This window comes from Allokutzneria multivorans (genome assembly GCF_039537405.1).
In the GTDB taxonomy this organism is placed as follows: domain Bacteria; phylum Actinomycetota; class Actinomycetes; order Mycobacteriales; family Pseudonocardiaceae; genus Allokutzneria; species Allokutzneria multivorans.
The window spans coordinates 105,633-132,337 of the sequence record NZ_BAABAL010000005.1; the positions used below are offsets into that span (position 1 = coordinate 105,633).

The window sequence follows — 26,705 nt, forward strand, 5'->3', positions numbered from 1 at the left end:
AGGAGGCGAAGAGATGAACGCCGACCACCGCTGGCTGGGCTACTCGCACGAGGAGCTGTACCGGCAGCTGCACAGCGGGCCCGGCCCCGCCGCGTCCGCGGCCTCGATCCGGCGCTGGTCGGAGATGTCCAAGGCGCTCGACGACATCGACTCCGACATCAAGACCGCGCTCGCCAGGGGCGGCTCGTCCTGGGAGGGCAGGGCCGCCGACACCGCGCAGGGCAAGCTCAACCCGCTCGTGCAGTGGGCGCGCGAGGCCAAAGCGGGCGCCGAGGTCATGCGCCTGTCCGCCGAGCGGCAGGCCGAGCACATCGGCAAGGCGCGCGCCGACATGCCGCAGCCGGTCAAGGTGAGCGCCGAGGAGCCTGGCGCGATCGTGACCGGGCTGGTGCACCTCTTCGGCGGGCAGACCGACTACGAGGTCCAGGAGGCCGCGCGCTCGGAGGCGCACCACCAAGCCGTCGAGGTCATGTCGGCCTACCAGACCAAGACGACCAGCAACGTCAGCACGCTCGGGCAGTTCACCCAGCCGCCGCAGCTCACCGTCGAGCCGATGAACCCGCGCGTCGAAGGCGCCCCCGTGCACGGGCACGGCCGACCGGTCACGCAGCCGAAGGGCGGCTCGCTGCCCACGCAGCGCACTCCGGGCAGCCGTGGTGGCGCCGCCCAGCCCGCGCGCCCGGTCACCGGCTCGCAGGCCGCGAAGCAGATCACGCCCGGCCCGCGCGTGGTGGCGCCGACCGTCACGCACACCGGTCCGCCGCCGGGTGTGCGGCCCGCCGCCGTGCTGCCCGGTGTCCCTTCGCCTTCCGCCGCTCCGCCTTCGGCGCCGTTGGGCGTGGTCACGCAGGCCTCCGCGGTCTCGCTGCCCACACCGCAGGCTCCGCCGCCCAGCACCCACAGCGTGATCGGCGTCGAGCAGGTGCAGTCCGGCAGCGCGCTGGCCGGGGTCTCCGCTCGGCGCGAGGAGGACCGCGAGCACCGCCGCGCCGACTACCTGGTCGAGACCGAGGACGTCTTCGGTGACTCCTTCCTCGTCGCCCCACCGGTGATCGGCGAGTCGTGACCCTCTTCGGCGAGGCCCCTTCCAGGGAGGTCGTGCTCTCCCCGGTGGAGTTCGACGTCCTCTGGAACCACCTGGGCCTGCCGGAGATGCCGCTGGTGATCAGGGTTCCCTCGCCGGGCAAGACGCACCAGGAGCGCGCGGAGCTGGAGCACGCCGTGTGGGACGGCATCGGCGCGCGGGGCCTGGGCAGGCCGATCCGGTTGGACGCCGAACTGGAGCGGATGCTGGAGGTGCTCGCGCTGCCCGACCGCGAGGTCGACGGCCGGGTCTGGCTCGGGCACAGCGTTCGCGTGCTCGCCGCGGCCCGGGACGGCGACGGAGTGCTTGCGGTGCTTGAAGGTTCTCAGTTGCGGCTGCGCCAGACCGCGGATTTCGGGCTCCCCCGCACGGCGTTGTCCGTACTGCCGACGCTGCCCGCAGGGACCGGGCGGTCGATCACGCTGCCCAGCTCCGACCTGGACGCGGCGGCGGCGCAGGCGGGCAATTCCGTCGAGGCGCTCGAAGCCGCACTGCGCCAGTACGGAGTGCGCGCGGAGGACGCCAACGCACTGTCCACTGTGGTCAGTGAAGTCGGTCATCGCGGCCAGTTCGGTGTAGCGGCAAGGGAGTCGCGCGGCAAGCGGCTCCGCGCGGACCGCGTGATCGCCTTCTTCGACACCCCGGCCGGGCGCTACCTCCAGACGCGCAGCACCTCGCCGAGCGGTGTTCCGTGGAGCACCATCTCGCCCGCCGACGTCCGCAGGCTCACCCAGCACCTGGACGAACTGCTCGCCGAACTGACAGATCCCGATCTGTAGCAACGAAGAAAAGGGGTGCCTCCGAGCGGAGGCACCCCTTCTTCTCGCCTACTTCGAGGTCGGTTCCAGCATCTGCTGGCGCGCCTCCGGTGCCGCCGTGCGCTTGGCGTCGGCGGCCTGATCGTCTGGCTGCGTCTGGGAATCCCGCTCAGCCTCGACGCGCGCGGTGTAGACCTCCACCTCGCGCTTGATCGTCTTGTCGTTCCAGCCGAGCACGCCCGCCATCAGCTCGGCCACCTTCTCCGCGCACTCCACACCGCGGTGCGGGTACTCGATGGAGATCCTGGTGCGCCTGGTGAGCACGTCCTCCAGGTGCAGCGCGCCCTCGTGGCTGGCCGCGTAGACCACCTCGATCTGGAGGTAGTCCGGGGCGCCCGGCACGGGCCGCAGCAGCTCCGGCTTGCCGTCCGCCTCGGCCAGCACCTCGTGCACCAGCGAGCCGTAGCGGTCCAGCAGGTGCCGCACGCGGTACGGGTGCAGGCCGTGCTTCGTCGCGAGCTGGTCGGCCTGGTTCACCAGCGCGTGGTAGCCGTCCGCTCCGACCAGCGGCACCTTGTCGGTGATCGACGGCGCGATCCGGCCGGGCAGGTCCACCGCCGCGGCGTTGATCGCGTCGGCGGCCATCACGCGGTAGGTCGTGTACTTGCCGCCCGCGATGGCCACCAGACCCGGGGACACGCGCGCGACCGCGTGTTCACGGGAGAGCTTGGAGGTGTCGTCGCTCTCGCCGGAGAGCAGGGGTCGCAGACCCGCGTAGACGCCCTCGATGTCGTCCTTGGTCAGCGGCGTCGCGAGCACCGTGTTGACCTGGTCCAGGATGTAGTCGATGTCCTGCTTGGTCGCCGACGGGTGCGCCAGGTCAAGGTTCCAGTCGGTGTCGGTGGTGCCGACGATCCAGTGGTTGCGCCACGGGATCACGAACAGCACGGACTTGGTGGTGCGCAGGATCATCCCGCTCTCGGAGACGATCCGGTCGCGCGGGACCACGATGTGCACGCCCTTGCTCGCCCGCACGCGGAAGCGCCCACGGCTGCCGGAGAGCTTCTGGATCGCGTCCGTCCACACGCCGGTGCAGTTGATGACCGCGTGCGCCTGGACCTCGGTCTCCTCACCGGTCTCCACGTCGCGCACGCGCACGCCGCAGACCCGGTCGGACTCGCGCAGCATCCCGATCACCTGCGTGGAAGTCCGCACGACCGCGCCGTAGTGCGCTGCGGTGCGGGCCACCGTCATGGTGTGGCGCGCGTCGTCGGCCTGCGCGTCGAAGTAGCGGATGCCGCCGATCAGCGCGTCCCGCTTCAGCGCGGGCACCATGCGCAGCGCACCAGCCCGCGTGAGGTGCTTCTGGCCGGGCACGGAACGCGCGCCGCCCATCGTGTCGTAGAGCATCAGACCGGCGGCGGTGTACGGCCGCTCCCAGATCCGGTGCGTCAACGGGTAGAGGAAACTGACCGGCTTCACCAGGTGCGGCGCCAAGCGGGTGAGCATCAGCTCGCGCTCCCGCAGCGCCTCACGGACGAGGCCGAACTCCAGTTGCTCCAGATAGCGCAATCCGCCATGGAAAAGCTTGCTGGAGCGGCTGGAGGTCCCCGAGGCGAGGTCGCGCGCCTCGACGAGGGCGACCCGCAGACCCCGGGTCGCCGCGTCCAGCGCCGCTCCGGCGCCGGTCACGCCGCCGCCGATCACCACGACGTCGAACTGCTCGGAACCGAGCTGCTGCCAGCTCCGCTCCCGGTCGGCGGGGCCGAGCTCGGCCGCACCCACCGAAGGTGTCGTCCTGCCGGTCGAACCTCGTGCTTCCCGCTTCGCCACGCGGCATCGCCTCCCTGAGCCCGGCTGGCGTATTGGACCAGCAATCACGCTACTCGGCAGTCCGATCGGACGAACACCCATGTCATCGGGGTAACGGAATCACTCGGTTCAGGAAGAAGGCGTGGACACGAACTCTCCTCCGGAAGTACGGTCCGCCGAGTTCGAGGATGCGCCGCCGCACCCTGACGTGGGTCGCGCTGTCGCATGTGGACCCAAGCACGACAGCGGAGGGGCTGCGATGACTGGCGGAGAGATCTTCGTCTGGGAACTGATCGGGACCGCGATCCTGATCCTCATGGGTGCCGGGGTGGTGGCCAACGTCACCCTGAAGGACTCCCTCGGCAACAACGGCGGCTGGCTGCTGATCAACTTCGGCTGGGGCTTCGCCGTCTTCGCGGGCGCGAGCATCGCGGCCCCCAGCGGCGCGCACCTCAACCCGGCGGTGACGCTCGGCCTCGCCGTCGCCGACAAGGTGGAGTGGGCGCAGGTCCCGATCTACTTCGCGGCGCAGATGGTCGGCGCGTTCCTCGGCGCCACGCTGTGCTGGCTGGCCTACAAGCTCCAGTTCGACGCCCACGACGCGCCGGAGAGCACCCTCGGCATCTTCTCCACCGGCCCGACGATCGACAACAAGCCGTGGAACGTGGTCACCGAGGTCATCGGCACCTTCGTGCTGGTGTTCTGGGTGCTGGCCAGCCCGACCGCGAAGGTCTCCGAGGCGGGCGTCCCGCAGTTCGGCAACTCCGCGCTCGGCTACGCCGCCGTGGCCTTCCTGGTGATCGGTATCGGCAACTCCCTCGGCGGGCCCACCGGCTACGCGATCAACCCGGCCCGCGACCTCGGCCCGCGCCTCGCGTACGCGGTGCTGCCGATCAAGGGCAAGGGCGCGGCGAACTGGGGCTACTCCTGGGTTCCGGTCGTCGGCCCGCTCATCGGCGGCGCGCTGGCCGGCCTGCTCGCCATGGCACTGGTCTGACCCGACCGACCGTCCCCCGGAGTCAACGCAGAGAGGCGACAGCGCAATGACGCAGTACGTGGCAGCGATCGACCAGGGCACAACCTCCACCCGCTGCATGATCTTCAACCACTCCGGCCGGGTCGTGTCCTCCGACCAGGTCGAGCACGAGCAGATCTTCCCGAAGGCCGGCTGGGTCGAGCACAACGCCGAGGAGATCTGGGAGAACACCCGCCGGGTCGCCGCGGGCGCGCTCGCCAAGGCCGATCTGACGACGGCCGACGTCGTCGCGGTCGGCATCACCAACCAGCGCGAGACCGCCGTGGTGTGGGACCGCACCACCGGCAAGCCGGTCTACAACGCGATCGTCTGGCAGGACACCAGGACCGACAAGATCTGCGACCGCCTTGCCGGGCTCGGCGGCGGCCAGGAGCGCTACCGCGACAAGACCGGCCTGCCGCTGGCCACCTACTTCTCCGGCCCGAAGATCGCCTGGATCCTGGAGAACGTCGAGGGCGCGCGGGCCAAGGCCGAGGCGGGCGATCTGCTCTTCGGCAACATGGACACCTGGGTGCTGTGGAACATGACCGGCGGGGTCGACGGCGGTGTGCACGCCACCGACCCGACCAACGCCTCACGCACCCTGCTGATGGACCTGGACACGCTGTCCTGGGACGCCGAGATCGCCAAGGACATGGACATCCCGCTGTCCATGCTCCCGGAGATCCGCTCCTCCTCCGAGGAGTACGGCAAGGTCCGCGAGCGCGGCGCGCTGGCCGGCATCCCGATCTCCGGCATCCTCGGCGACCAGCAGGCCGCCACCTTCGGCCAGGCGTGCCTGTCCCCCGGCGAGGCCAAGAACACCTACGGCACCGGCAACTTCGTGCTGCTCAACACCGGCACGGAGAAGGTGCTCAGCGAGAACGGCCTGCTCACCACCGTCTGCTACAAGATCGGTGACAAGGCGCCGGTGTACGCGCTGGAGGGCTCGATCGCCGTCACCGGTTCGCTGGTGCAGTGGCTGCGCGACAACCTCGGCCTGATCAGCACCGCCGCCGAGGTGGAGGAGTTCGCCAAGACCGTCGAGGACAACGGCGGCGCCTACATCGTGCCCGCGTTCTCCGGGCTGTTCGCGCCGTACTGGCGCTCTGACGCCCGCGGTGCGCTCGTCGGCCTGACTCGCTACGTGAACAAGGGCCACATCGCCCGCGCGGTCCTGGAGGCCACGGCCTTCCAGTCGCGCGAGGTGATCGAGGCGATGAACGCCGACTCCGGTGTCCCGCTGACCTCGCTCAAGGTCGACGGCGGCATGGTGGTCAACGAGACGCTCATGCAGTTCCAGGCCGACATCCTCGGTGTGCCCGTGATCCGCCCGGTGGTCAACGAGACCACCGCGCTCGGCGCTGCCTACGCGGCGGGCCTCGCGGTCGGGTTCTGGGAGTCCGAGGACGACATCCGGGCGAACTGGGCCCAGGACAAGCAGTGGGACCCCGCCATGGACGACAAGGTCCGCGACCGGGAGTACCGCAACTGGAAGAAGGCCGTCACCAAGACCTTCGACTGGACCTCCGACGGCGACTGAGCCGACTCGGCCGAAACAGCGAAGGGGGCGTCCCGAAGTCGGGGCGCCCCCTTTTCCTTGCCCTGCTTCAGTTGTCGCCCTGCGAGCGGCTGCGGTAGGTGACCACGACGACCCCACCGCAGAGCCCGAGCGCGAGCACGCCGAACAGCACGGCGGTGATCAACTCCCCCGCGACCGAGGCCGAGGGGACGAGGAGGAAGACGGCGATCGCGGCCACGACAAGGCCCGCGAGCGCGGTACGAACGCGCACGAAGTACTCCCGGAAATGTGATGACGAATCCGGCCCCCTGCCGAACCCGTGCACTCACAAGACGCGAACACTCCGCCGGTCGTTGCCGACTGTGACCCATCACCAAGCACGGCAACCGAATCGGCCGCCACGACGTGCAAGGTGGTCATCCCCGGCAATGCCCGGCAAGCCTCAGGGTTCACCGGTCTTCAAGACCCGCACACCCCGACCCCACCGGTCTCCAACGACCCCAAACCCCGCAAGGCCGCAGGGTTTGCCGGTCGTGAGGACATCCCAACCCTCGGCGGCACCGTGACCGGGATCGTGGGCTCGACCACTGGCAGGACGGCCTCCGGCCGGGCGCCTAGTCCAGGTCGTCGTGCCGCATCAGGCGGCGTCCGGCCTCGGTGATCGTCCCGGACAGCGACGGGTACACCGAGAACGTGAACGCCAGGTGCTCCACGGTCAGCTGGTTCTGCACCGCGAGCGCGATCGGCAGGATCAGCTCGCTGGCCGTCGGTCCCACCACGACGCCGCCGATCACCACACCGGTCTGCGGGCGGCAGAACAGCTTCACGAAACCGCGGCGCAGCCCCTCCATCTTCGCCCTGGCGTTGGTGGCGAGCGGCAGCATGATCGTGCGCGCGGGCACCTTGCCGGAGTCGATCGCCTCCTGGCTGATGCCCACCGTGGCGATCTCGGGGTGGGTGAACACGTTGGCGGCCACGGTCTTCAGCTTGATCGGCTGCACGCCCTCGCCCAGCGCGTGCCACATCGCGATGCGGCCCTGCATCGCCGCGACCGAGGCGAGCATCATCAGTCCGGTGCAGTCACCGGCCGCGTAGACACCGGAGACGTTGGTCCGCGAGACGCGGTCGACCGGGATGAACCCGCCCTTGCCCAGCTCGACGCCGACGCTCTCCAGGCCGATGTCGCCGGTGTTGGGCACCGAGCCGACCGTCATCAGCGCATGGCTGCCCTCGACCATCCGCCCGTCGGCCAGGTAGACCTGCACGCCGTCCTTGGTCCGCTCGACCCGGTCGGCGCGGGCGTACTTGATCATCGCGGTGCCGCGCTCGGTGAACACGTCCTCCAGCACGGCGGCCGCGTCGGCATCCTCGTGCGGCAGCACCCGGTCCCGGCTGGAGACCACGGTGACCTTCACGCCCATCTCGGTGTAGGCCGAGGCGAACTCCGCGCCGGTGACACCCGAGCCGATCACGATCAGGTGCTCGGGCAGCTCCGGCAGGTCGTAGATCTGGCGCCAGGTCAGGATCCGCTCACCGTCGGGCTTCGCCCCCGGCAGCACGCGCGGGCTGGCACCGGTGGCGATCAGCACCACGTCGGCGAGCAGCACCTCGGAGTTGCCGTTGAGCATCTCCACCGCGATCCGGTGCTGCGCGAGCCCGGGAGCGTCGTCGCAGAAGCGGGCCCGGCCGGAGAGGATGCGCACGCCCTCGCGCTGCAACCGCGCCCGCACGTCCGCGGACTGCGCCAGCGCCAGGCCCCGCACCCGGCCGTTGACGACCGGCAGTTCGACGCCGACCTCCGAGTCGTCGCTGCGGATGCCCAGCTCGTCGGCGGCGCGGAAGGCCGCGCGCGCCCCGGAGGAGGCGATGAAGGTCTTCGAGGGCACGCAGTCGTAGAGCACGCACGAACCGCCGACGCCCTCGTCCTCGACGACGGTCACGTCGGCCCCGTGCGGCGCGGCGACCAGTGCCGCCTCGTACCCGGCAGGTCCGCCGCCCATGATCACGATGCGGGTCACGGAAGAATCCTCCTAGAGCAACTGGCACTCCTACGCCGAGCGCGTCAACCGTACGCGCTACCCGAACGGTGCGAGCCGGGTGTCCGAGATGCCCGACGGGTCCCATCCGTTGATCGAGGTCGCTACTCTGTCTCTCGTGCCGCTCTACGCCGCGTACGGCTCCAACATGGAACCGGACCAGATGAAACAGCGAGCCCCGTACTCGCCGATGTCGGGGACCGGCTGGCTCGTCGGCTGGCGACTGACCTTTGGCGGTGAGGACCTGGGCTGGGAGGGCGCGCTCTCCACCATTGTCGAGGAACCCGACTCGCAGGTCTTCGTCGTGCTCTACGACGTCAGCCCGGAGGACGAGGCCCGCCTCGACCGCTGGGAGGGCAAGGAGCTGGGCCTCTACAAGAAGATCCGGCTCCGGGTGCAGACCTTGGAGGGGTCGACGCTGGCCTGGCTGTACGTCCTCGACGCCTACGAGGGCGGCCTGCCGTCGGCCCGCTACCTCGGCGTGGTCGCGGACGCTGCCGAAGCCGCGGGCGCGCCCGACGACTACGTCAACGACCTGCGCACCCGCCCGTGCGCGGGACTCGGCCCCACCTGATCCCAGCCCCGGTGGCGGAAGGCGGCCCACAACCGGGTCGCGAGCGCCGTCGGGTCGCGCAGATCGGCGGGTCCGGCCCACACCCAGGTCCAGCCCAGTTCGGTGAGCTGCCGGGCCTGTCCGGTGTCGTGGGCCAGCTCCCGCGCTGCCTCGGGCGGATGTCGCCCAGGATCTCGGTAGCCCAGCGCTATCCCCAGCCCCGGCCACGCCAGTGGAACGCGGGGCCCTCCGGGGATCTCGTGCTGCACCTCCGGCGTCGGCAGACCGGCGTCCACGGCGAGCAGCCGCAACGCGCTCTCCTCAGCCGTCTCGGCACGCTCGGTGATCAGCTCGACCATGGCCAGCGCACCCGCGACCCCGCGCCGGTCCACCCGCTTGTCCAGTCGCTCCCGCAGGTGCTCCTGAAAGGCCGGTCGCAGCTCCTCCGGCAGCGTGCGCATCAGCTGGTCCGCGCAGGCGAGCGCGGTGGGTCTGGGGCCGGAGCACAGCAACTCGGCGAAGACGATGTCCGGGGCGAGCACCGGTAGGTCGTCGAGCTCCACCACGTCCTCCGGCCGGAACGCGGCGTGCCTGACCAGCAGCCCGGGTCTGCTCCGCGGCAGTCGAGCGGTGGGGACGGTGACGTGCACCCGGCGCGTGTCCGCCGCCGAGCAGCCGTACATCGCCGCCGCGGTGAAACCGGAGAGCACTGCTCCTGGGCCGATGGCGATCAGCGCGGCGCTGGCCATCGTCTTGGGGTCGCCCATCCGCTCGCGGGGGATGACGACTCCGCGCCAGGGCTGGACGAGCCTGCCGTAGCGCAATGCGTGGCGGAGTTGGTGTTCCCCGAGGACGCTCAGCAGCGAGCTGTAGCTGTAGGCCCAGTGCCAGGGGTTCGGTCGATTCGGCATGCATCGACCATGCGCCCTCCGCGAGCACTCCGGAGACGAGATCGGCCAGTCTGTGGACAGGTGGGGTCGATGTGGACAACTAGGCGCACCTGGTCATGAGAAAGGGGCGGCCGGTTCGAACCGGCCGCCCCTTTTCCCTGGTGGATCAGGCCAAAGCCGTGAGGGCGGTGTGCACCATCACCCGAACGCCCGCGAGCAGCGCCCGCTCGTCGAGGTCGAAGGTCGGCTGGTGCAGATCGCGCTGCGGACCGTGTCCCGGCCACACGCCGAGGCGTGCGAAGGACCCTTCCACGTGCTCCAGGTACCAGCCGAAATCCTCACCACCGGAGGACTGCTCGGTGCCGGCCAACGCGTCCTCGCCGAGCGCGGAGAGCACGCCGGAGCGCAGCAGCCTGGTGCTCTCCCGCTCGTTGACCACGGGCGGCACGCCTCGGCGGTGCTGGAGGTCGAAGCCGACGCCCATCGGGGCGAGCAGCGAGGTGATCAGCTCGCGGACCAGCGGCTCCAGCTCCGCCCAGGTGTCGCGGTTGCCGGTGCGCAGGGTGCCGCGCAGCACGCCCTCCTGCGGGATGGCGTTGGCCGCCTCGCCCGCCTGGACCGCGCCCCACACCAGGACGGTGCCCGAGCGCGGGTCGATGCGGCGGGAGAGCAGCGTGGGCAGGCCGGTGATCACCGTGCCCAGCGCGTGCACCAGGTCGGCGGTCAGGTGCGGCCGCGAGGTGTGCCCGCCGGGCGAGGTCAGCCGCAGCTCGATCAGGTCGCTGGCCGAGGTGATCGCGCCGACCCTGGTACCGACCCTGCCGACCTCCAGTCGCGGGTCGCAGTGCAGGCCGAAGATCCGCTCGACCCCGTCGAGCCCACCGGCGGCGAGCACGTCCAGCGCTCCGCCGGGCATGACCTCCTCGGCGGGCTGGAAGATCAGCCGGATGCGGCCGGGCAGTCCGGGCGCGTGCGCGAGCGCGAGTGCGGCCCCCAGCAGCACCGTGGTGTGCGCGTCGTGCCCGCACGCGTGCATGACTCCGTCCACGGTGGAGGAGAACGGGTTGCCGGTGCGCTCGGTCAGTGGCAGCGCGTCGATGTCGGCGCGCAGCGCCACGCAGCGAGGGCCGGAACCGATGTCGCAGATCAGCCCGGTGCCGACCGGCAGGACGCGGGGCTTGAGCCCGACGGACTCCAGCCGCTCGGCGAGGAACTCCGTGGTGGCGTGCTCGCGCCGGGAGAGCTCGGGGTGGGCGTGGATGTGCCTGCGCCAGCTGACCACGTCTTGGGCGTGGCGCTGCATCCAGGCGTCCAGCCAGGCCGGTCCGCGTCCGGCGCCGAGGTCCTCCACAGCGGACATGGTCGCGCCGGACGGAGTGATCAGCACGTCGGACTGGCCGGGGAGGCCGGGGCCACCACGGGGGTAGTCGGGACGGGAGTCGAGGACGGTCACGCGAAACCTCCTGCTGCCGCCGCGCCTGCGGCGACCCGACCGGGGAGACGGTCCGCGACACCGGCGAGCAGGCGGGCGCGCTGCTCGGCGTCGGTCGCGGCGGCGACGGCGGTCCACGCGAGCGCGAGTGCGCCGTCGAGCACCGCGCGGTCGGCCGAAGCCGACGCGCAGGCCGCCGCGAACTCGGGCTGGTGGTTGACCGCGTCTCCACAGTCGATGGCGATGGTGGGGTGAATACCGGGCAACGCACGGGTGATGTTGCCCATGTCAGTGCTCCAGAGCTGTCGTTTCCGTTCCGCTTCCAGGTCAACGGGTACCCGGCCCAGTTCGGAAATCGACCTTCGATATGCCGAGGCCAACCACCGGTCGGGGTTCAGCTCGGCGTAGATGGCTGAGATGTGGGTGACCTCATGAGTGCAGCCCGTTGCGACGGAACCCGCCTGGAAACAGTCCCTGATCCGCTTTTCCAGCCTGTTCAGGGAGTCGAGGTCCAGCGCACGGAGGTAGAAGACCGCGGCGGTGTCCGCCGGGACGATGTTGGGGGCCGCGCCGCCGTGGGTGACGATGCCGTGCACCATCTGGCCGGGCTCCAGGTGCTGGCGCAGCAGGCCGATGGCGACCTGCGCGACGGTGATCGCGTCGGCGGCGTTGCGGCCCAGGTGCGGGGCGGCGGCGGCGTGCGAGGTCCGGCCGGTGTAGCGCACCTCGATGTCGGCGATGGCCAGCGACGAGCAGGCGACGGTCTCCTCGGGCGAGGGGTGGACCATCATCGCGAGCGCGACGTCGTCGAAGACCCCCGCCTCCAGCAGCGCGACCTTGCCCCCACCGACCTCCTCCGCCGGGGTGCCGACGAGCTTGACGGTGATGCCGAGCTGGTCAGCGACCTCGGCCAGCGCCAGCGCGGCCCCGGTGGAGGACGCCGCGATGATGTTGTGGCCGCAGGCGTGGCCGATCTCGGGGAGCGCGTCGTACTCGGCGCAGAGGCAGACGACCAGGTCGCCGGAGCCGTAGGTCGCGGTGAACGCCGTCTCCAGGCCGCCTGCTCCGTGTTCGACGGCGAAGCCCTCGCGCTGCAGGACGTCAGCGACCCTGGCGGCCGCCCTGTGCTCCTGGTAGGCCAGTTCGGGATCGGCGTGGATGGCGCGGGAGAGCTCGACGAGCGCGTCCGCGTGACGCTCCAGGGCGGAGCGGCACTGGGACTTGGTGTCGGTGCTCATGTGCATCCATCCTGCACCATGCACTCTTCATAAGTGATCAAGAAGTGGCCTGGCGCGGTTGCCGGTCGCCAGGCTGCGCCGAGTGGAACACACGACTTCGGTCTGGCTGTATCCGGATAACCGGTCACGGCATAGCGCTCCCGCGCTATGACCCGCCCATGGTCGACGAAGTCGGAACGATTTCCAAGCCGGTTTACATCGTGAGAAAAACAGTACTGGCGTACTGCGAAGAACGGTTACCGGCGAGTTGCCCGAGCAATAACGCGCAATTGCCACGCGCGTAGATGCACGATTGTGTGACCCCGGACCGGATCAGGCCTTCTGCGCGCGCTTGCGGATACGGCGGCCGAGCACCACGGTGCCCAGCAGCACGACCGCGATGATGCCGATGGTCACGCGGTTGCGGTCGTCCGGCGACGCGGGCTGCTGCTCGGCGGGCGGTGCCGAGGTGGTCGGCTGCTGCGCCAGGGCGGGCCCGGGGAGCGCGGAGGCGGCCGGGGAGACGGCGAGCAGCGCCAACACCCCGAGCAGGGTGATCACAATCGCTCGGCTCGCTGCCCGCATGACTGCCTCCTCCGACATGTGACGACGATTCGAGTCTGCCCTCCTCACCCGCCCGTGGTCATCCGAGTCAGCGATCTTTATGTCCTTTGTTACTTTTCGTTACCGCTTCATCGGACGCCGAACAGGTGCTCCAGCGCCAGCTGGTCCAACCGCTCGTATCCCATGCCCCGGGTACCCGCGGCGTCCGCGTCGAACTCCTCCGCGCGCAGGTCGGCGAGGGTCTCCCCGGGCAGCAGGGTCGGCACGGTCAGCTGGGCGACGCGCGAGGCCGACAGCGCCTCCGCCACCTCCGGATCGGCCCGGAACGCGCGCGCCCGCTCGGCGAAGATCAGGTAGTTGCGCATGCAGGCGGCGGCCGAGGCCCACACGCCGTCCTCGTCCTCGGTGCGCGCGGGCTTGAAGTCGAAGTGCCTCGGTCCTGCGTAGCCCGCGTGCTCCAGCAGGTCGACCAGGAAGAAGGCGGTCTTCACGTCGCCGTTGCCGAAGCGCAGGTCCTGGTCGAAGCGCGGCCCGTTCTGACCGTTGAGGTCGATGTGGAACAGCTTGCCCTGCCAGAGCGCCTGGGCCACCCCGTGCACCATCGACAGCCCGGCCATCTGCTCGTGCCCGACCTCCGGGTTCACGCCGACCATCTCAGGGTGCGCGAGCTGGCCGATGAAGCCCAGCGCGTGGCCGATCGTGGGCAGCAGGATGTCTCCGCGCGGCTCGTTCGGCTTGGGCTCCAAAGCGAACCGGATGGCGTAGCCCTTCTCGTTGACATACGCGCAGAGCAGGTCCAATGCTTCGGCGTAGCGCGCCAACGCGACACGCACGTCCTTGGCAGCAGGCGACTCCGCGCCCTCCCTGCCGCCCCACAGCACGTAGGTGGTGGCGCCGAGCTCAGCCGCGAGGTCGATGTTGCGGAGCACCTTGCGCAGCGCGAACCTCCTCACGTCGCGGTCGTTCGCGGTGAAGGCGCCGTCCTTGAAGACGGGGTGCGTGAACAGGTTCGTGGTGACCATCGGCGCCACGAGGCCCGTGGAGTCCAACGCCTTGCGGAACGCCTGAACGCGCTGATCCCGCTCGCGCTCATCCGCGCCGAACGGCACCAGGTCGTCGTCGTGGAAGGTGACTCCCCACGCGCCCAGCTCCGCCAGTTTCTCCACCGCGTGCACCGCGTCCATGGCGGGCCTCGTAGCGGTGCCGAACGGGTCGTTGCCGGGCCAGCCCACCGTCCACAGGCCGAAGCTGAACTTGTGCTCGGGGCGCGGGGTGTAGTCGTTCACGCGATGCCTCCAAGGTGTGGGACTTCGGTCGGGACGATCTCGGTTGGGGCGATCGAAGGGTCGGCGAAAACCCGGTCCAGGGCGGCATGCGCTCCCCCACGCACCGCAGCGGTGAACCCGAGGTCCGACAGCACGAGACGGCAGGAGCCGGTCGCCATGACCCGCTCAGCGAGTTCCCTCCGCGCGGGCTCGGCAAGCCATTCCCCGAGCAGCGCGAAGTAGCCGCCCAGCACGACGGCGGTGGGGTTGAGGACGTTGACCAGGATCGAGGCACCGACCCCGAGCGCTGAGCCGATCTCCGCCAGCGCCGTCCGCGTCCTCGCGTCGCCCTTGGCGGCCCTCGCCGCGATCACGCGCAACCGCAGTTCGAGGTCGTGCGTGGAGTCGCGGACCTCGTCACCCGGATCCGCCACAGCTCGCAGCAGGGCGGCGAGGCCGACCTGGGTCTCCCAACAGCCTCGCCGCCCGCAGCCGCACTCCGCCGGGGCGGGATTGAGTGGCATGTGCCCGACCTCGCCCGTGAACCCCGTGGCACCTCGGACCAGCCGGCCGTCCGCGATCACACCACCGCCCACGCCGACCTCGCCCGTGAGGTAGAGCAGGTCGCTGACCCCAGCCGCCACACCGACCGCGTGCTCAGCGAGGGCGGAGAGGTTGGCGTCGTTGTCCACGGAGATCGCTTCCGGTGCCAGATCGAGCCGACTCGCGAGCCGCTCCGCCACCGATGCTTCTCGCCAGCGCAGGTTCGGTGCGTGCTGGACGACGCCGTTCTCCACGTCGACGAGCCCCGGCACCGCCACAGTGGCCCCCGCGACCCAATTGCCCGCCTCCCGCATCACGGCGATGGCGTCGGCCGCGAGCTCCGCCAAGAGGTCGATCACCGCGACCTGGCCCAACTCCACGACGTCAAGGGGCACTCGCTTCGAGAAGAGCACCTGGTCGGTGAGGTCGAGAACCGCGACCGCCGCGTAGTTGACGTTGATCTCCAGCCCTACCCCGCACACCGCACGCGGCCTGAGCTCGACGAGCTGGCTCGGCCGCCCCACCGCGCCCGCCACGATCGCGCCGAGCTGGGCGAGGCGCCGCTGTTCGAGCTCGGCGACCAGGCTCGACGTGGTGGCCTTGTTCAGCCCCGTCCGGCGAGCGAGCAGGGCCCGCGACTGCGGTCCGTCGGAGCGCAGCGAGCGGAGCACCCGCGACAGGTTGAGCCGACGCAGACCGGTCTGGTCAACGGGTCGATCGGCCTGGCCTCGCATTGTCGCCCCATTTCGTTTGTTGGATCGACAAACTAAGTCGCTCTCGCTCCCGGGTCAACCGGGTCCGGGGGTGCAACGCGGGCTGTGAACCGCCGTCTCGCTTGTTCATTGCCGCGAGGCGGCGGTTCACAGCAGGTCAGTGGCCGTAGACCTGCTCGCGGGCCGCGCCGTAGGCCGCGCGCAGCTCCGCACCGATGTCGAGCGCGCCCGGCTCACACGCTGTGGACCGGATGGCCCACGTCGGCGGCTCCGCGGCCCCCGACAGTGCCCACGCGGCCTGCCGCGCCGCGCCCAGCGCCACGTACTCGGCGGGCTCTGGCACCTCGACGGGCAGGCCGAACAGCAGCGGCGCCACCGCTCGGACCGCGGCTGACCGCGCCGCGCCGCCCACGAGGAGCACCCGGCGGGCCTCGACGCCCTGCCGCCGGAGTGCGTCCAAGCCGTCGACGAGGCCGCCGAGCATGCCTTCGACCGCAGCCCTGGCCAGGTTCTCCGGCGTCATGTTGGCGCGCCGGAGCCCGATGAGGGTGCCGCTGGCGTCGGGCAGCTGCGGCGTGCGTTCCCCGTCCAGGTAGGGCAGCAGCACCAGGCCGCCCGCCCCTGGCTCGGCTCTGAGCGCGAGCTCGTCCAGCCCGGCCAGGTCGACCCCCAGCATCGCGGCGGTCGCGGTGAGCACGCGTGCGGCGTTGAGCGTGCAGACCAGCGGCAGGAACCGGCCCGTGGCGTCGCAGAATCCCGCGACGGCTCCGGTGGGCTCCGCGGTCGGCTGCTCAGCCACCGCGAACACAGTGCCCGAGGTGCCGAGGGACACGACGACATCGCCGGGTCCGGCCCCCAACCCCAGGGCCGCGCCCATGTTGTCGCCGGTCCCCGCGCCGAGCAGAGCACCGTCAGCGGTCCGCCCCGCCGCCTCCGCCGGGCCGAGCACCCGGGGCAGCTCGGGTGTCCGGCCGTCGAGGGCGGCGGTGAGCAGGTCGGGCAACCACTCGCCGGTCGCGGGCGAGAGGTACCCGGTGCCCGAGGCGTCACCGCGATCGGTCGCCGTCTCCGATCCCGGTGCCGCCAGCCGCCACGTGATCCAGTCGTGCGGCAGCAGGACCCTGCTCGTGCGGTCCGCGTTGGCGGGCTCGTGCTCGGCCAGCCACGCCAGCTTGCTCACCGTGAAGCTGGCGACGGGGACCGATCCGGTGCGTTCCGCCCAGCGCGTGGGCCCGCCGAACTCGTCCGTCAGTCGACGGGCCTGCGGCGCTGAGCGGTTGTCGTTCCACAGCAGCGCGGGACGGACGACCTCACCCGACGCGTCCAGGGTGACCATCCCGTGCTGCTGGCCTGCGACCGCGAGGGCCGCGACCGGCTCGGGCAGACCGGCCGTGGCCTCCGCGACCGCCTGCCGGGTGGCCCGCAACCACGCGTCGGGATGGACTTCCGTGCCGTCGGGGTGCGCGGCGCGGCCTTCGGCGAGCACCTGGCCGGAGGCGGCGTCGACGGCGATGGCCTTCGACGACTGGGTCGAGGAGTCGATCCCGATAACCACGGTCATGACGTCGGATCATGCGTCACCACCGTGGATCGGTGGAAGGGGCGGGCCCCTGGCAGTGCATGGGCTCGGCCAGGCTTCACCTCCTTTTCCGCTGCCCTGGTCGTCGTGCTCGGTCGGTGCTCCTCGACCAGATTGCTTCGGGTCCGGGTGGGATTCCAGTGGGGTGTCGCGATCTGTGGACAGGGGGTGGCGTTGTGGACAACTCACGCGTTGCCGGTGCTTTTCGCGGTCTGGTCGTCGGGGGTTTCTGGGATAATTCGAAGTGGGGGGTCCCCACGTATTCGGCCCCGGAACGGTCTCGCTGGACCGCGGCCGAGGTCACGATGCGTAATCGGCGGCGGTTGACTTGTCGCACAACCCGGTGATGGCGCCCGAGTTGTGGAGAATGGGGTTCGTGCCACCGGCCGACGAGGACAAGAACACCGGCACCCAGGAGCCGAGCGAGCGGTTGATCGCCGAGCGCTACCGGCTCACGCGGGTGATCGGACGCGGCGCCATGGGCACGGTGTGGGCCGCCTACGACGAGATGCTGCGCAGACAGGTCGCCGTCAAGGAGGTCCGCCTGCCGCCGGGGATGCCCCCGGAGGAGGCCGACGCCATGCGGGAGCGGACGCTGCGGGAAGCGCGGGCCATCGCCGTGCTCTCTCACCCGAACGTGGTCACCCTGTTCGACGTGGTCCGGCACGACGGCGAGCCGTTCGTGGTGATGGAGCTGCTGCCGTCGCGGAGCCTGGCGCAGCTGGTCCGCAAGCACGGCCCGTTGAACATCGCGCAGACCGCCGAGGTCGGCAACGCGCTCGCCGCCGCGCTCGCCGCCGCGCACGAAGCCGGTGTCACCCACCGCGACGTGAAGCCGGGGAACGTGCTGGTCGGGGCGGACGGCAGGGTCAAGCTGACCGACTTCGGCATCGCGCGCAGCGTCTCCGACTCGACCCTGACCAGCGCGGGGCTGCTGCTGGGCACCCCCGCCTACATCGCGCCCGAGGTGGCCTCCGGCGACCCGGCGTCGCCGAGCGCGGACCTGTGGGGGCTCGGCGCGACCCTGTTCGCCGCGATGGAGGGCACTCCGCCCTACGACGTCGAGGACGACCCGCTGGAAACCGTCACGCAGGTCGTGCACGGGGAGATCCCGCCGCCGAGCGACGAGGGCGTGCTCGGCGAGGTGATCCGCGGGCTGATGATCAAGAGCCCGGCCGGCCGGATGTCGCTGACCGAGGTGCGCCGGCGGTTGCACCCCCTGCTGCCGGAGCCCGGAACGCGCCTGTTCCCGCACGACGACACCGAGCAGTCCTTCGCGCCGAACCCGATCGTCGAGCAGGCCCGGCGGCGCGGGTCGGAGCGGCAGCGCGCGGTCGAGGAGTCGATGGCCAAGGAGCTCGCGGCCGATCCGGGTCCGCTGCCCTTCATGCTGAGCGGTCCTCCACCGCCCCCTCCGCAGAAGCGCGGTGCGCGGGTGCTGGCGATCGTGGCGGCCGTCGTGCTCTTCGTGATGTCGGCGGGCGGCGGGTTCGCCCTGGCCAGGACGGTCGCGGGACAGGACGTCGTCCCGCAGCTCAGGACGCCGCCGTCCCCGGAGATCACGTCGGTCCAGTCGGCTCCGCTCGCCGCCTTCGTGCAGCGCAACGACGTGGCCCAGCTCGCCAAGGGCGATCCCGGCGGGGGCTTCAGCATCAACGTCCCCAAGAACTGGACGGACTTCCAGGAGCAGCGGCCCAGCTCCTCGATGCCGAGCACCTTGCTCAGGTTCGTCTCGACCGACGGGCGCAACGAGGTCGCGGTGGAGCGCTTCGCGGGCTTCTACCCGCACAACAAGATGGGCCGCTACGTCGACCAGCTCACCTCGGTCGCGAAGAACGACGGGGGCAGCTTCAACCTCCTCGTCCAACAACCCGCCACCGCGCAGAACTCCTACGAGCGCTCGCAGGAGTTGATCTACCGCACGATCTCGCCGAAGAGCGGCAAGTCCAACAGCAGGGGCCGGGCGTCGGGGGCCGAGGTGGCGCGCACGACCTACGCGCTGCTGCTGCCCAACGCCAAGGACCTGTGGGTGCTCAGGGTGACCGTGCCGACCGACTCCGAGGAGTGGGGCAAGACCGACCTCTACGACCGGATCGCGCCCACGTTCGCCATCGCCAGCTGACGCGGGCCATTAAGCTCCCCGGACGTGAGCATCGAGACCCGCGCGACCGCCGCCACCAGCGACGCGGACGCACTCAGCCCTGCCGTCGATCCCGAAGGCGCCGCCACCGCGGCCGCAGCGGCGCTGGCCCAGCGCACCGGAACCGACCGGCACGACATCGCCGTCATCCTCGGCTCGGGCTGGCGCCCGGCCGCCGACGTGATCGGCGAGCTCGTCTCCGAGGTCCCCATGGGCGAGCTGCCCGGGTTCGCCGCGCCGAGCGTCGTCGGCCACGGCGGCACCATCCGGTCCGTCCGGGTCGGCGAGAAGCGCGTGCTGGTGATGCTCGGCCGCACCCACTACTACGAGGGCAAGGGCATCCCGCAGACGGTGCACGGGGTCCGCACCGCGACCGCGGCGGGCTGCACCACCGTGGTGCTGACCAACGCAGCGGGCGGCCTGCGCCAGGGCATGCAGGTCGGCCAGCCCGTGCTGATCAGCGACCACCTCAACCTGACCGCTGCCTCGCCGCTGGTCGGGGCCAGGTTCGTGGATCTGACCGACCTCTACTCCAGCCGCCTGCGCGATGTGGCCAGGGAAATCGACGCGAGCCTGGAGGAGGGCGTCTACGCGGGCCTGCCGGGGCCGCACTTCGAGACGCCCGCCGAGATCCGGATGCTGCGCACGATGGGCGCGGACCTGGTCGGCATGTCCACCGTGCTGGAGGCCATCGCCGCGCGCGCCGCCGGTGCCGAGGTCTTCGGCCTGTCGCTGGTCACCAACCTGGCGGCGGGCATCACCGGTGAGCCGCTGAACCACGAAGAGGTGCTGGAGGCCGGGCGCGAGGCGGCGAGCCGCATGGGCACGCTGCTGCACGAGCTGGTGAGCCGGGCGTGACGCTGTCCCCGGAGCTGCGGGACCGCGCGTACCGCTGGATCGCCGACGACCTGGACGCCGCTGACCGCGAGGGGATGCAGCGGCTGCTCGGCAAGGCCATGGTCGGCGAGCAGCAGGCGATCGACGAGCTGGCCGACCGGATGCGCGCGCCCTTGAGCTTCGGCACCGCTGGGCTGCGCGGCCCCGTGCGCCCCGGCCCGAACGGCATGAACCGCGCTGTCGTGGTGCGCACGACGGCGGGGCTCGGCGAGTGGCTCGCGGCCTCGGGGAAGTCCGGCGGCATCGTCGTGGTCGGACGCGACGCGCGGCACGGTTCGGAGGAGTTCCACCGCGATGTGGCCGGTGTGCTCGCCGCGGCGGGCTTCGACGTGCGCGTCCTGCCCCGTCCGCTGCCGACACCGGTGCTCGCCTTCGCCGTGCGCAAGCTGAACGCCGTGGCCGGCGTCCAGGTCACCGCGTCGCACAATCCCCCTGCTGACAACGGTTACAAGGTCTACCTGGACGCGGGCTCGCAGATCGTGCCGCCCGCCGATCGGGAGATCGAAGCCGCCATCGCCAAGGTCGGCGCGGCGGTCGTCGTGCCGACCGCGCAGGGCTGGACGACGACCGGCGAGGACCTCGTTCAGTCCTATGTGGACAGAGCGGCCAGCTTGACGCGCAGCTCGGAGCGGGGACTGCGCATCGCGGCGACGACGCTGCACGGTGTCGGCGCGGAAACCCTGCGGGAAGTGTTGGCGCGCGCGGGTTTCACCGACGTGCACCTGGTCGCGGAACAGGAGCGGCCGGACCCGGACTTCCCCACGGTGAGCTTCCCGAACCCGGAGGAGCCCGGGGCGGCGGACCTGCTGCTGGAGCTGGCGTCCACTGTGGACGCTGACCTGGCCGTGGCGCTGGACCCGGACGCGGACCGTTGCGCGCTCGGCGTTCGGGAGCGCGACGGTTCCTGGCGCATGCTGCGCGGAGATGAGACCGGGGCACTGCTCGGCGAGCGCGTTCTGTCCACTTTGGACAGAACTGTGCACCCGGATCCGTTGGTAGCGGCCACGATCGTCTCCTCCGAGCTGCTGAGCGCAGTGGCGGCGAAGCACAACGCCCGCTACGACGCGACGCTGACCGGCTTCAAGTGGCTGGTGCGCGCGGGTGACGGGAACGGCACCGGACTGGTGTACGCCTACGAAGAGGCGATCGGTCACTGCGTCGACCCGGATGTGGTGCGGGACAAGGACGGCATCAGCGCGGCGGTGCTCGCGTGCGACCTGGCAGCGTCGTTGAAGGCGTCCGGGCGCTCACTGCTCGACGCGCTGGACGACCTGGCCGTCGACCACGGCCTGCACCTGACCGACCAGGTCTCCCTGCGGGTGGAGGACCTCGGCGTGATCGGCAGGACGATGGCCCGCCTGCGCGCCGAACCGCCGTCGGAGCTGGCCGGGATCGCCGTCACGGTCTCGGATCTGCGACCGAAGGCGGACGTCCTGACGATGCGGGGTGCTGGGCTGCGCGTTCTGGTCCGGCCGTCCGGGACCGAGCCGAAGGTCAAGGCGTACCTGGAGATCGTCGAGCCCGTCGCCGACGCGGCCGAACTGGACGAGGCCCGCGAGCGCGGCCGGAAGCGGCTTTCGGCGCTGCGCCAGGAGATCTCCGCACTGCTCGGCTGACACAGGAGGTCGCGCGGGCTCGACGAGGGCCCGCGCGACCTGGCCGACTCAGCCGTTGAGCAGGCCCATCATGTTCTCGGCGTAGCGCGTGCCCGCCACCCTGTCGGCAGGCACGGCAGAAGCGATCTGCGCCAGCTCGTCCGCGCTCAACTCGATCTCGGCCGAGGCGGCGTTCTCCTCCAAGTACTTGCGGCGCTTGGTTCCCGGGATCGGCACCACGTCATCGCCCTGGTTCTGCACCCACGCCAGCGCGAGCTGTCCGGGCGTGACACCGCGAGCGGACGCGAGTTCGCGCACCGCTTCGACGATCGCGGCGTTCTTGGCCAGGTTCTCCTCGCTGAAGCGGGGCTGACCGACGACGCGGAAGTCACCGCTGTCGAAGTCGCTGGTCTTGGTGAAGCGGCCGGTGAGGAAACCGCGACCGAGCGGCGAGTACGGAACGATCCCGATACCCAGCTCACGGCAGGCCGGAAGGACCTCGGCCTCGATGTCGCGCGTCCACAACGACCACTCGGACTGCACCGCGGAGATCGGGTGCACGGCGTGCGCGCGCCGGATCGTCGCCGCACTCGCCTCGGAGAGGCCGAGGTAGCGGACCTTGCCCTCGGCGACCAGTTCGGCCATCGCGCCGACGGTCTCCTCAATGGGCGTCTTGGGGTCCACTCGGTGTTGGTAGTACAGGTCGATGTGGTCCACGCCGAGCCGCTTCAGCGACGCCTCGACCGACTGCCGGACGTAGGGGGCGTCACCGCGCACACCGCGCTCGTGCGGGTCGGCGGTGCGCACGATGCCGAACTTGGTGGCCAGCACGACCTGGTCGCGCCGGTCGGCGATGGCGCGACCGACCAGCTCCTCGTTGCGGTGCGGGCCATAGATGTCGGCGGTGTCCAGGAACCGCACGCCGAGCTCGATGGCCCGGTGGATCGTGGCGATCGACTCGCGGTCGTCGGTGTCGCCGTAGAAGTCGCTCATCCCCATGCACCCGAGGCCCTGTGCGGACACCTCCAGCGCGCCGAGCGTGCGAGTGGGCAGCTTGCTCATGCCGTGGCCTCCTGGGCGAGCGGGGTCAGCTCGGCAACCCTGCGCTCGATCATCTCGTAGTTGTCGATCTTGTAGTCCAGCGTGCTCAGGCACATCTGCAGCTCGGCGATGCGCTCCCGCACCGAGGTGCGCTGCTCCAGCAGGATCTGCTTGCGCGGGCCGGCACTGGAGGTGCCGAAGCGCCGCAGCCTGGCGTACTCGCACATCAGGCGGATCGGCATCCCGGTCATCCGCAGGCAGGACAGGAAGCCCACCCAGCCGAGGTCGTCCTCGGAGTAGCTGCGCCTGCCGCCCGAGTCGCGCGCCGGTGGATCGATCAGCCCGATGCGCTCGTAGTAGCGGAGGGTGTCCATGGACAGCCCTGTGCGTTCTGCCGCTTCGGCGATCGAGTAGCTCACGGGAACGACGGTAGAAGTTGGAGTGCGCTCCAGGTCAAGCTCATTCCGGGGAAATCAGCCCAGCTCACCCTTTGCCACGGCCCAGCCCTCGAAGCGCGCGGCCACGTCGGCGACCTCGAACTCACCCCTGCCCACCTCGCGGACGATCTTCAGCGCGTCGTCCTCGTCGGCATCGATCCACCAGCCGTTGATGTCGCAGAGCGTGACGGCGGCCACCCACGCCAGCCGCCAGTTGCCCTCGACCAGCGGGCGGGTGCAGACGATGGAGTCGAGCACCGCGGCGGCCTTCAGCCAGAGCGTCCCGTACGCCTCGACGCCGAGCACGGCCGCCCTCGGCCGGTGCGCGGCCGCGTCGAGCAGGCCGACGTCGCGCACGACGAGGTCACCGCCGGTCACGGCGGTTGCCAGCACCAGCAGGTCGCTGGCGTCCAGGTAGGAGATCACTCGGCCTTTTTCCCGTGGTCGACGTGGCTGTCTGACGATATCGGGGGTCACTGACAGTGGACGCGGGATCGGCCATTCGGGCTGCCGTGCATAGAGGACTTGAATCCAGCGACGAACTAGGAGATTTCTCAAGTGCGGCAACATAAACTGGCTCGTTGGCCAGCCGCGCGGACCTTGCGGTCAGGTGGGACCGAGCCGGTCGAGCAGGGCACCGTAGCGCGGCATCACGCGGGCCAGGACCTCGGTCAGCTGACGCTCCTTGTTCAACCGCGACCAGCGGTCGGCAAGGGCGAGGCGGACCACGTCCTGCTTCGATCGCCCCTCCGCGGCGGCGAGCTCGTCGAGTTGCCGATTCTCGTCCTCGCTCAACCGCAGCGTCATCGCCATGCGCGGGATGGTACCGCCGTGGTATCACTGATCACCAGGTCACGCGGCGCACCGAAGTTTTAAAACAGTGTTCCTCTATCCTGCCGGAGTGCCACGACCCAAGGTTCACGACGACGCGCTCCGCGCCCGCCTGCTCGACCGCGCGGCGGAGACCCTGTCAACGCACGGGCCGGAGGGGCTCAGCCTGCGCAAGCTCGCCGCCGACGTCGGGACCTCCACCACCGCCGTGTACTCGCTCTTCGGCGGCAAACCCGCGCTGCTGCGCGAGCTCTACCTCGAGGCGTTCCGCAGGTTCGGCGAGCGACTGTCCACTGTGGAGCGCACGGGGGACCCCGTCGAGGACCTGGTCCAGCTCGGCATCGCCTACCGGGAGAGCGCACGGGCCGACCCGCACCTCTACTCGATCATGTTCTCCACCATGGTCCCCGGCTTCGAGCCGGACACCGAGGCCACCCAGCGGGCGGTGAGCACGTTGCGGCCGCTGATGGAGATGGTGCGCGCCGGGATCGACTCCGGGCACTTCGCGGGCTACCGCGCCGAAGAGATCGCGCTGGCCTCGTGGGCGCTGGTGCACGGGCTGGTGTCGCTGGAGTCCAGGGACCACATGCCGCCGGGGATCGACGTCACCGCCAACTTCGAGACCGTGCTGCGGGCCCAGGCGCGCGGCTGGTGCTCGGCGCCGGAATAGCGGAGGGGCTCGGGATACCCCGCCGCCAACGGTTCCCCGAGCCCCACCAGGACTGTCCACTGAGGACAGCCCGCCTAGCGCACCCTCATCGCAGCCCGGTGTCGAGCGCGGTCATGAGGGTGCCGTCATCGCCGTCGAGCGACCAGATCATGGCTCCGCCGAGCCCTTTCGCCTTGACGTACTCCATCTTCTTGCCGATCACCCACGCGTCGTCGAAGGACCACCACTGCCCGTTCGCGAACGCGTAGGCCGCAACGGCCTGCTCGTCGTGGTGCACGGTCGGGAACTGGGCCTTGAGGTTCTTGTAGGCCCGCGTTCCCGCCTCCGCGGCGAAGTCACCGGGAGCAGCGCCGTTGGCGGTCTGCCACTCCCCCTTCTTCCCGCCGTCGCTCACCTGCTGCCAGCCGCGACCGTAGAAGGGCACGCCCAGCACCAGCTTCTTCGGGTCGATGCCCGCGTCTGTGTAGATCTTCAACGCCACGTCGACGCTGAACTTCGTGGCGTACGGGTCGTCGACGTCGGTGTGCAGGTTCGCGTGGTGCCCGGTGCGGTTGGGCTCCCACGAGTTGTCGCTGCCCGCGCCGTGGAAGTCGTAGCCCTGGAAGTTGAACAGGTCGAGGCTGTTCGCCACCCTGGCCATCTCCCAGCCCGCGGAGGCCAGCGCTGGAGCAGCCGGGGTGAAGGCGGTCAGCAGGTACTTCTTGCCGGAGGTGGAGCCGAGCGCGTCGAGCTGGCGGCGGAACTCCTCGATCAGCAGCGAGTTGTTGACCTTGTCATCGGGCCCGAAGTGGTTGCCAGGGTGGCCTTCCGCGCCCGGCCACTCCCAGTCGAGGTCGAAGCCGTCGAAGATGTTCGCCCCGGTCGCGGGCCCGCCCATGTCGTAGTGCTTCGGCAGGTTTCCCTTGATGTACATGTCGATGCAGGAGGACACGAGCTTCTTGCGCGAGGCGTCGGTCTTCGCGGCGTCGGAGAAGAACTTCGAGTACGTCCAGCCGCCGAGCGAGAGGAGCACCTTCAGGTTGGGGTGCTTGGCCTTCAGCTTGCGCAGCTGGTTGAAGTTGCCCTTCAGCGGACCGGTTCCCGCCCAGCCGCCGTCCCCGACGCCGTCCACGCTCTGCGCGGCGTCGAAGGGCCAGACGTAGTCGGCGGTGGAATCTCCCGCACCTGTCCCCTGGTCGGGGTCGGCGGGATTCGAGCTCGTCGGCTTGGTGACCGCGAAGCACGTCAGGTCCGTCGGGTGGATGTTGGCGAAGGAGTAGTTGAGGTGCGTCAGTTTCGCCGCCGCGCCGGAGGTGTCCAGGTTCTTGATGAAGAACTTCCGCTCGTAGATGCCCCACTGCGGGAAGTACCCGACGCGCACGCGCCCTTCGGCTCCAGGCTTTCCGGTGCGTCCGGACACGGAAGTGCTGTGCGCGGAAGCGTTCCCGGCTCCGTCCTTGGCGCGGACGGTGAACGCGTAGTCGGTCTCGGGGGTCAGCCCGCTCGCGGTGAACGTCGTGTCGGGCGTGCTCCCCACGGAGGCCACGCCTCGGAAGACTTCATAGCCCGTGACGCCCACATTGTCAGTGGATGCGTTCCAGCGCAAGGAGATCGTGGTGGCGCTCGTGCCGGAGACGGTGAGGCCGCCGGGCGCGCTGGGCGCCTCGGTGTCCGGCGCGCCGCCCTCGCAGGGCTGGCCGTTGAGGCGGCAGTTCGCCGGGCCGCCGTTGCCGATCCCGTTGAAGCCGAAGGAAACCGAGGCGCCGACGCCCACGGCTCCGTTGTACTCGCGGTTGGTGAAGGAGTAGCGGTCGCCCGCACGGGTGAGCAGGGTGTCCCAGTACGCGCCGACGCTCGTTCCCGCGGGCAGGTCGAACTCGACCTTCCACCCGTTCAGCGCGGTCGTGCCGCCGTTGGTGATCGTGACCAGGCCGGTGAAACCACCGTCCCAGCTGGAGGTCTTGGTGAACGTCGCCGTGGGGGTCGTCGCGGCCTGCGCGGGGGCGGACACGAGCCCGAGCACGACGACGGCGCCCGCGCAGAGCGCGAGCAACGGCTGCCATCGCTTGCGGTACATGATCGATCGCTCCAGGGGTGCAGGGCGGCGGAGCGGAATCTGTTCGCGGATGTGT

General features: G+C 70.6%; 24 protein-coding genes. 9 read left to right on the plus strand and 15 right to left on the minus strand.

Going from position 1 to position 26,705, the window contains the following annotated elements:
* Nucleotides 1-13 precede the first annotated feature (13 nt).
* Together ABD798_RS04350 and ABD798_RS04355 are read left to right on the plus strand one after the other, a co-directional pair.
* Entirely contained in the window at nt 14-1,066 is a 1,053-nt protein-coding gene (locus ABD798_RS04350; protein ID WP_344871197.1) for a PPE domain-containing protein, read from the plus strand.
* Nucleotides 1,063-1,863, plus strand: a complete 801-nt coding sequence (locus ABD798_RS04355) for an ESX secretion-associated protein EspG (RefSeq protein ID WP_344871199.1) — start codon at nt 1,063-1,065, stop codon at nt 1,861-1,863. The genes ABD798_RS04350 and ABD798_RS04355 overlap by 4 nt, the downstream gene beginning before the upstream one ends.
* A 48-nt stretch (nt 1,864-1,911) precedes the next feature.
* On the opposite strand, the gene glpD is transcribed toward ABD798_RS04355, so the two are convergent.
* The gene (gene glpD / locus ABD798_RS04360; protein ID WP_344872844.1) at nt 1,912-3,627 is read right to left on the minus strand and encodes a glycerol-3-phosphate dehydrogenase; all 1,716 of its coding nucleotides are present in this window, start codon (nt 3,625-3,627) and stop codon (nt 1,912-1,914) included.
* A gap of 286 nt (nt 3,628-3,913) precedes the next feature.
* Between glpD and ABD798_RS04365 the strand changes: the two genes are divergently transcribed.
* A complete protein-coding gene (locus ABD798_RS04365) occupies nt 3,914-4,651 on the plus strand; it encodes an MIP/aquaporin family protein (protein ID WP_344871200.1) in 738 nt (245 codons plus the stop codon).
* A gap of 46 nt (nt 4,652-4,697) precedes the next feature.
* Nucleotides 4,698-6,212 carry a glycerol kinase GlpK gene (glpK, locus tag ABD798_RS04370; protein WP_344871202.1) on the plus strand — a complete coding sequence of 505 codons (1,515 nt, stop codon included), beginning with the start codon at nt 4,698-4,700 and terminating at the stop codon, nt 6,210-6,212.
* Between the two features lie 67 nt (nt 6,213-6,279).
* Here glpK and ABD798_RS04375 read toward each other — a convergent pair whose 3' ends face one another.
* Together ABD798_RS04375 and ABD798_RS04380 are read right to left on the minus strand one after the other, a co-directional pair.
* Nucleotides 6,280-6,462 (minus strand): hypothetical protein, encoded by a 183-nt coding sequence (locus tag ABD798_RS04375; RefSeq protein WP_344871204.1) that lies wholly within the window; start codon nt 6,460-6,462, stop codon nt 6,280-6,282.
* A 343-nt stretch (nt 6,463-6,805) separates the two neighbouring features.
* A complete protein-coding gene (locus ABD798_RS04380; RefSeq protein WP_086821140.1) occupies nt 6,806-8,209 on the minus strand; it encodes an NAD(P)H-quinone dehydrogenase in 1,404 nt (467 codons plus the stop codon).
* A gap of 136 nt (nt 8,210-8,345) precedes the next feature.
* Here ABD798_RS04380 and ABD798_RS04385 point away from each other — a divergent pair, with 136 nt between their 5' ends.
* Nucleotides 8,346-8,801: a gamma-glutamylcyclotransferase gene (locus ABD798_RS04385; protein WP_344871209.1), complete on the plus strand. Its 456-nt coding sequence runs from the start codon at nt 8,346-8,348 to the stop codon at nt 8,799-8,801.
* Here ABD798_RS04385 and ABD798_RS04390 read toward each other — a convergent pair.
* The 7 genes from ABD798_RS04390 to xylB all read right to left on the minus strand — a co-directional run bounded on the left by ABD798_RS04390 (nt 8,750) and on the right by xylB (nt 16,965).
* Nucleotides 8,750-9,691 carry a hypothetical protein gene (locus tag ABD798_RS04390; protein WP_344871210.1) on the minus strand — a complete coding sequence of 314 codons (942 nt, stop codon included), beginning with the start codon at nt 9,689-9,691 and terminating at the stop codon, nt 8,750-8,752. The two genes, ABD798_RS04385 and ABD798_RS04390, sit on opposite strands and share 52 nt — an antisense overlap.
* A 145-nt stretch (nt 9,692-9,836) precedes the next feature.
* On the minus strand, nt 9,837-11,123 hold the full coding sequence (locus ABD798_RS04395) for a M20 family metallopeptidase (protein ID WP_344871211.1): 1,287 nt from the start codon (nt 11,121-11,123) through the stop codon (nt 9,837-9,839).
* Nucleotides 11,120-12,340, minus strand: coding sequence for a M20 family metallopeptidase (locus ABD798_RS04400; protein WP_344871212.1), 1,221 nt, complete (start codon nt 12,338-12,340; stop codon nt 11,120-11,122). Before ABD798_RS04400 ends, ABD798_RS04395 begins: the two co-directional genes overlap by 4 nt.
* A gap of 312 nt (nt 12,341-12,652) precedes the next feature.
* Nucleotides 12,653-12,904, minus strand: coding sequence for a hypothetical protein (locus tag ABD798_RS04405; RefSeq protein ID WP_344871213.1), 252 nt, complete (start codon nt 12,902-12,904; stop codon nt 12,653-12,655).
* A gap of 107 nt (nt 12,905-13,011) precedes the next feature.
* Nucleotides 13,012-14,169, minus strand: a complete 1,158-nt coding sequence (xylA, locus tag ABD798_RS04410) for a xylose isomerase (RefSeq protein ID WP_344871214.1) — start codon at nt 14,167-14,169, stop codon at nt 13,012-13,014.
* Complete coding sequence (locus tag ABD798_RS04415) at nt 14,166-15,425, minus strand: ROK family protein (RefSeq protein ID WP_344871215.1); 1,260 nt, start codon at nt 15,423-15,425, stop codon at nt 14,166-14,168. Before ABD798_RS04415 ends, xylA begins: the two co-directional genes overlap by 4 nt.
* Nucleotides 15,426-15,561: 136 nt before the next feature.
* Entirely contained in the window at nt 15,562-16,965 is a 1,404-nt protein-coding gene (gene xylB / locus ABD798_RS04420; RefSeq protein WP_344871216.1) for a xylulokinase, read from the minus strand.
* A 394-nt stretch (nt 16,966-17,359) separates the two neighbouring features.
* Here xylB and ABD798_RS04425 point away from each other — a divergent pair, with 394 nt between their 5' ends.
* From ABD798_RS04425 to ABD798_RS04435, 3 genes are all read left to right on the plus strand, one after another.
* On the plus strand, nt 17,360-19,105 hold the full coding sequence (locus ABD798_RS04425; RefSeq protein WP_344871217.1) for a serine/threonine-protein kinase: 1,746 nt from the start codon (nt 17,360-17,362) through the stop codon (nt 19,103-19,105).
* 123 nt (nt 19,106-19,228) lie between these two features.
* Complete coding sequence (locus ABD798_RS04430) at nt 19,229-19,981, plus strand: purine-nucleoside phosphorylase (RefSeq protein WP_344872846.1); 753 nt, start codon at nt 19,229-19,231, stop codon at nt 19,979-19,981.
* Nucleotides 19,978-21,636: a phospho-sugar mutase gene (locus ABD798_RS04435; RefSeq protein WP_344871218.1), complete on the plus strand. Its 1,659-nt coding sequence runs from the start codon at nt 19,978-19,980 to the stop codon at nt 21,634-21,636. The genes ABD798_RS04430 and ABD798_RS04435 overlap by 4 nt, the downstream gene beginning before the upstream one ends.
* Before the next feature lie 48 nt (nt 21,637-21,684).
* On the opposite strand, the gene ABD798_RS04440 is transcribed toward ABD798_RS04435, so the two are convergent.
* The 4 genes from ABD798_RS04440 to ABD798_RS04455 all read right to left on the minus strand — a co-directional run bounded on the left by ABD798_RS04440 (nt 21,685) and on the right by ABD798_RS04455 (nt 23,906).
* Nucleotides 21,685-22,677, minus strand: a complete 993-nt coding sequence (locus tag ABD798_RS04440) for an aldo/keto reductase (protein WP_344871219.1) — start codon at nt 22,675-22,677, stop codon at nt 21,685-21,687.
* Nucleotides 22,674-23,075, minus strand: coding sequence for a MerR family transcriptional regulator (locus ABD798_RS04445; RefSeq protein WP_344871220.1), 402 nt, complete (start codon nt 23,073-23,075; stop codon nt 22,674-22,676). The genes ABD798_RS04440 and ABD798_RS04445 overlap by 4 nt, the downstream gene beginning before the upstream one ends.
* A 54-nt stretch (nt 23,076-23,129) precedes the next feature.
* Nucleotides 23,130-23,519: a type II toxin-antitoxin system death-on-curing family toxin gene (locus ABD798_RS04450; RefSeq protein ID WP_344871221.1), complete on the minus strand. Its 390-nt coding sequence runs from the start codon at nt 23,517-23,519 to the stop codon at nt 23,130-23,132.
* Nucleotides 23,520-23,699: 180 nt separating this feature from the next.
* Nucleotides 23,700-23,906 (minus strand): ribbon-helix-helix protein, CopG family, encoded by a 207-nt coding sequence (locus tag ABD798_RS04455; protein WP_086821129.1) that lies wholly within the window; start codon nt 23,904-23,906, stop codon nt 23,700-23,702.
* Between the two features lie 88 nt (nt 23,907-23,994).
* Between ABD798_RS04455 and ABD798_RS04460 the strand changes: the two genes are divergently transcribed.
* Nucleotides 23,995-24,594: a TetR/AcrR family transcriptional regulator gene (locus ABD798_RS04460; protein WP_344871222.1), complete on the plus strand. Its 600-nt coding sequence runs from the start codon at nt 23,995-23,997 to the stop codon at nt 24,592-24,594.
* Between the two features lie 85 nt (nt 24,595-24,679).
* Here ABD798_RS04460 and ABD798_RS04465 read toward each other — a convergent pair whose 3' ends face one another.
* Nucleotides 24,680-26,650: a glycosyl hydrolase family 18 protein gene (locus ABD798_RS04465; RefSeq protein ID WP_344871223.1), complete on the minus strand. Its 1,971-nt coding sequence runs from the start codon at nt 26,648-26,650 to the stop codon at nt 24,680-24,682.
* Nucleotides 26,651-26,705 lie beyond the last annotated feature (55 nt).